The organism is Mesorhizobium sp. M4A.F.Ca.ET.050.02.1.1 (assembly GCF_003997725.1).
In the GTDB taxonomy this organism is placed as follows: Bacteria; Pseudomonadota; Alphaproteobacteria; order Rhizobiales; family Rhizobiaceae; genus Mesorhizobium.
Map to the genome: position 1 here is coordinate 1 of NZ_RZSG01000526.1, position 4,214 is coordinate 4,214.

At 65.8% G+C, this 4,214-nt stretch carries 5 protein-coding genes; 3 read left to right on the forward strand and 2 right to left on the reverse strand.

The features are described 5' to 3' along the window. The coding region (locus EOA33_RS26090; protein ID WP_245482438.1) for a cytochrome-c peroxidase at positions 1 to 230 on the reverse strand (230 nt) is incomplete at its 3' end. 248 nt (positions 231 to 478) lie between these two features. Here EOA33_RS26090 and EOA33_RS26095 point away from each other — a divergent pair. Then, the gene (locus EOA33_RS26095; RefSeq protein WP_127406952.1) at positions 479 to 2,011 is read left to right on the forward strand and encodes an acid phosphatase; all 1,533 of its coding nucleotides are present in this window, start codon (positions 479 to 481) and stop codon (positions 2,009 to 2,011) included. Positions 2,012 to 2,149: 138 nt separating this feature from the next. Here the strand turns inward: EOA33_RS26095 and EOA33_RS26100 are convergent, their stop codons facing one another. Continuing rightward, positions 2,150 to 2,602 (reverse strand): MarR family transcriptional regulator, encoded by a 453-nt coding sequence (locus tag EOA33_RS26100; protein ID WP_126055446.1) that lies wholly within the window; start codon positions 2,600 to 2,602, stop codon positions 2,150 to 2,152. A 104-nt stretch (positions 2,603 to 2,706) separates the two neighbouring features. Between EOA33_RS26100 and EOA33_RS26105 the strand changes: the two genes are divergently transcribed. Next, entirely contained in the window at positions 2,707 to 3,531 is an 825-nt protein-coding gene (locus EOA33_RS26105; RefSeq protein WP_127406953.1) for a p-hydroxycinnamoyl CoA hydratase/lyase, read from the forward strand. A gap of 81 nt (positions 3,532 to 3,612) precedes the next feature. Continuing rightward, on the forward strand, positions 3,613 to 4,214 hold a 602-nt coding region (locus EOA33_RS26110), incomplete at its 3' end, for an AMP-binding protein (protein ID WP_145989283.1).

Below are 4,214 nucleotides of genomic sequence, written 5' to 3' on the forward strand. Positions count from 1 at the left end.
ACATTAGGCCCGCCCATCTCGACCGGTGTCGCCGAGGCTGGCCCAAAGGCGTGGTCGGGATCGTGGCAGGAGGAGCAGGCCTGCTTGCGCGAGGCCGACAGCGACGGATCGAAGAACATCTTGCGCCCCAGCGCCGTCAGCGCCTCTGCCCGTGCGAAAGCCTCCGCGCGCGACAGCGGGCCGGGATGGGTGCTGCCTGCCGTGTTCGCGGGTACGGCGAAGCCGAACATCGACGCCGTGGCGATAGCGATCGTCAGGCTTTTCCATCGTCTTGTCGGCATAGGGCGCGGTCCGGTTTGCCTCCGGAACTAGGTGCCCAGTGCAACGGATTGATGACCGGTCGCGACGCTCACGCAACCGTGTTCGCGCAGGGCGGAAAATGTCACAAAAGTGACAGAGGCATCGCAGTAGCTGCTTCCGCGCCTGCTTGTTCATCGATTGCCGTCCTCCAGCCATCCCCAGCCACGAGGCATCCCCCATGACTAGGTCCCTGTTCTCGCTTTGCCTGGCCTCCACCGCCCTGGCATCGCTAACCGCCGCTGCCCATGCGGCTCCTCCCGGCTTCGACAAGATCGACACCGTCGTCGTCATCTACGCCGAGAACCGCAGCTTCGATAATCTCTATGGCGGCTTCCCCGGCGCCAATGGCCTGGCCAATGTCTCGGCCGACCAGGCCCGCCAACTCGACCGCGACGGCAAGCCGCTTGCCGAGCTGCCGCCGGCCTGGGGCGGCCTGACCGGCAAGGGCGTAACCCCTGCGGTGACGGAGGCTCAGACCGCGCATCTCGCCAATGCCAGCTTCGCCATCGACGATCCCAAGGGTTTTAATGAAAACACCGGCGTCATCACCCGCGACCTCTGGCACCGCTTCTACCAGGAGCAGATGCAGATCGACGCCGGCCGGAACGACAAGTTCGTCGCCTGGGCCGATTCCGGCTCGCTCGTCATGGGCCACTATGATGGCTCGACGTTGCCAATGTGGGCGGTGGGAAGGAAATACGTGCTCGCCGACAATTTCTTCCAGGGCGCCTTCGGCGGCTCCTTCCTCAACCACATCATGCTCGCCTGCGCCTGCGCGCCGGTCTATCCGCATGCCGACACCAGCCCGGTCAAAGGCCAGATCGCCGTCGTCGAGCCCGACGGCGTGACGCTCAAGATGGCCGACAATTCGCCAGCCTCGGCTTTGGGCGGTGCGCCGAAATTCGTCAATGACGGCGCCATCACGCCGGATTTCTACGCCGTCAACACCATGCAGCCGCCTTACCAGCCGAGCGCCAACAAGCCGGCCGAGGGCGGTGACAAGGCCTTGGCCGATCCGGCGCAGCCGACCACGCTGCCGCCGCAGCACGAGATCACCATCGGCGACCTGCTGTCGCTGAAGGGCGTCTCCTGGGCCTGGTACTCCGGCGCCTGGCAGGCGGCGCTCGACGGCAAGAACGCCACGCCAGTGCCGAACTTCCAGTTCCACCACCAGCCGTTCAACTATTTCGCGGCCTACGCGCCGGGCACCGCCGCGCGCGCCGAGCACCTGAAGGATGGCGGCCTCGACGGCGTCGAGTTCATCAAGGCGATCGACGACGGCAAGCTGCCTTCAGTGAGCTTCTACAAGCCGCAGGGCAATCTCAACGAGCATGGCGGTTATGCCGACGTCACCAGCGGCGACAAGCATCTGGCCGACATCGTGTCGCATCTGGAGAAGAGCCCGCAATGGCCGCATATGCTGGTCGTCGTCACCTATGACGAGAATGGCGGCTTCTGGGACCATATCGCGCCGCCCAGGGCCGACCGCTGGGGCCCGGGCAACCGCATTCCCGCCTTCATCATCTCGCCCTATGCAAAGCTGGGGACCGTCGACCACACGCAGTACGACACGACCTCGATCCTGCGCTTCATTACCGCGCGCTACGACCTGCCAGTGCTGCCCGGCATCGTCGCCCGCGACAAGGCGCTGCGCAATAACGAGCAGCCGCCGATGGGCGATCTCTCGGCCGCCCTTGATCTGACGAAATAGCGTCCTTCCTCTCCCTCAGCAAATGCGCGGGGAGAGGAAACGCTAATCGCCCAAGGCCCGATGTCTCGCAGATGAATCAATCCCGCAGGACGGGCCGCTATCGGATTGTTTTGCTTGGAGTTGAGGGCGCGCCGGCGCTCACTCCGCCTCATCCACCCAGATCAGGCGCAGCAGACGCAGCAGCGTTGCCCGCTCCTTGCTGGTCAGCCGATGCAGGAAGCGGTCCTCGTGAAGGCGCACCTGACGCCGCCAGGCGGGCATCGCGGCCTTGGCCGCCTCGGTCAGCCGAAGCTCCTGCACGCGCCGATCCTTGGCATGGTCGTCGCGCTCGATCAGGCCGCGCTCCTCGAGTTCGGCCAGCAGCGGCGCCATGTTGGCGCTCTTCATGGCGAGCAGCCGGCAGAGCCCGGCGGCGCGGATGCCCGGCCGTTCGTCGATCAGCGCCAGCATGGCGTAGGTGACGGGGCGCAATTCCGCCTCCGCCATCTCGATAGCGAAATCGTTGAGCGCCAGCGCCGAGGCGCGCCGCAGATTGTAGCCGATCTGCGCGTCGAGCGCGTCCTCGGCGAGATCGTTGCTGGTTTCGTCCATGTTCGATCGATTGCCGCGATCCGGCCCCTTGTCAAGGTAAAAATACTATGCGACATAGCAAAGATTAAAGCTATGCAACATAGCGATCTCGGAGGAATTGACCCATGGCAGGAGAAACCGAAGACACCGTCGCCTTCGATGTGGAGGACGGCATCGCCTGGGTCCGCTTCAACCGGCCGGCCAAGCGCAATTCGATGAGCCCGGCGCTCAACCGGCGCATGATGCAAGTGCTCGACGAGCTTGAATTCCGCGACGACGTCGGCGTTCTCGTGCTCTCGGGCGAGGGCGCCGCCTGGTCGGCCGGCATGGACCTCAAGGAATATTTCCGCGAGACCGAGGCGAAGGGCCTGGGCGCCGTGCGCAAGGCGCAAGCCGAGGCTTACGGCTGGTGGCGGCGGCTGCGCTGGTACCGCGTGCCGACCATCGCCATGGTCAATGGCTGGTGCTTCGGTGGCGGCTATGGCCCGCTGTTTGCCTGCGATCTCGCCTTCGCCGCCGACGAGGCGCAGTTCGCGCTCTCCGAGATCAACTGGGGCATCCTGCCTGGCGGCGGCGCCACCAAGGTGGTGGTCGATCTGCTGTCGATGCGTGATGCCATGTATCACGCGCTGACCGGCGAGCTGATCGACGGCAGGAAGGCGGCGGCCTGGAAGCTGGTCAATGAAAGCGTGCCGCTCAGCGACCTGAAGGCGCGCGTCGCGGAAGTGGCCGGGATTCTTCTGAAGAAGAACCCGGTGGCGCTCAAGGCCACCAAGGACGCCATCCGCCGCGTCGCCGAGATGACCTACGACAATGCCGAGGACTATCTGGTGCGGGCGCAGGAGGCGGCCAATTCCTTCGACAGTGAAGGCCGCAAGGAAGGCATCCGCCAGTTCATCGACGAAAAGAGCTACAAGCCTGGCCTCGGCGCCTACGACAAGGCGAGATGATCCGGTCGATGTGACCTGTCTCGGACCGGCGATCGATGCCGGCCGCAACCGATACGGCGCGTGACACGGGAGGAGATCGCAATGCCGGCCTGGACGACACCGGACCCCGTCGCCTTGCATGCCCGCGCGCAGCCGGAACGCCTCGCTTGCGTCGACCTCGCGTCCGGCCGGCGCTGGACCTATGCCGCGTTCGACGATGCCATCCAGCGCGCCGTCGCAGTGCTCGAAAACAGTGGCATAAAGCAAGGGCAGCGGATCGCCACGCTGGCCCGCAACAGCGCCGACCTCGTCATCCTGCAGCAGGCGGCGATGCGCCTCGGCGCCATCTTCGTGCCGGTCAACTGGCGGCTTGCCGCGCCCGAGCGGCAGGCCATCCTTGCCGATTGCGATCCCGTGCTTCTGGTCCATGACACCCCGCCCGACCTTGCGCCGCCGCCCGGCTGCGCCCCGCTCGCCGTCTCGCGCTTCGCGGCAGCGGTGGAAGAGCAAGCGCCGGCGCCGCGCCGTCCGTTGCCGCAAGCCGACCGGCCGTCGATCATCCTCTACACCTCCGGCACGTCGGGCCAACCGAAGGGCGTCAACGTCACCGAAGCCAATGCCTTCGCCACCGCCGTCAATTTCGGCGTCATCGGCCGCGTTGGCCATGACAGCGTCTTCCTTTGCGACGCGCCGATGTTCCATGT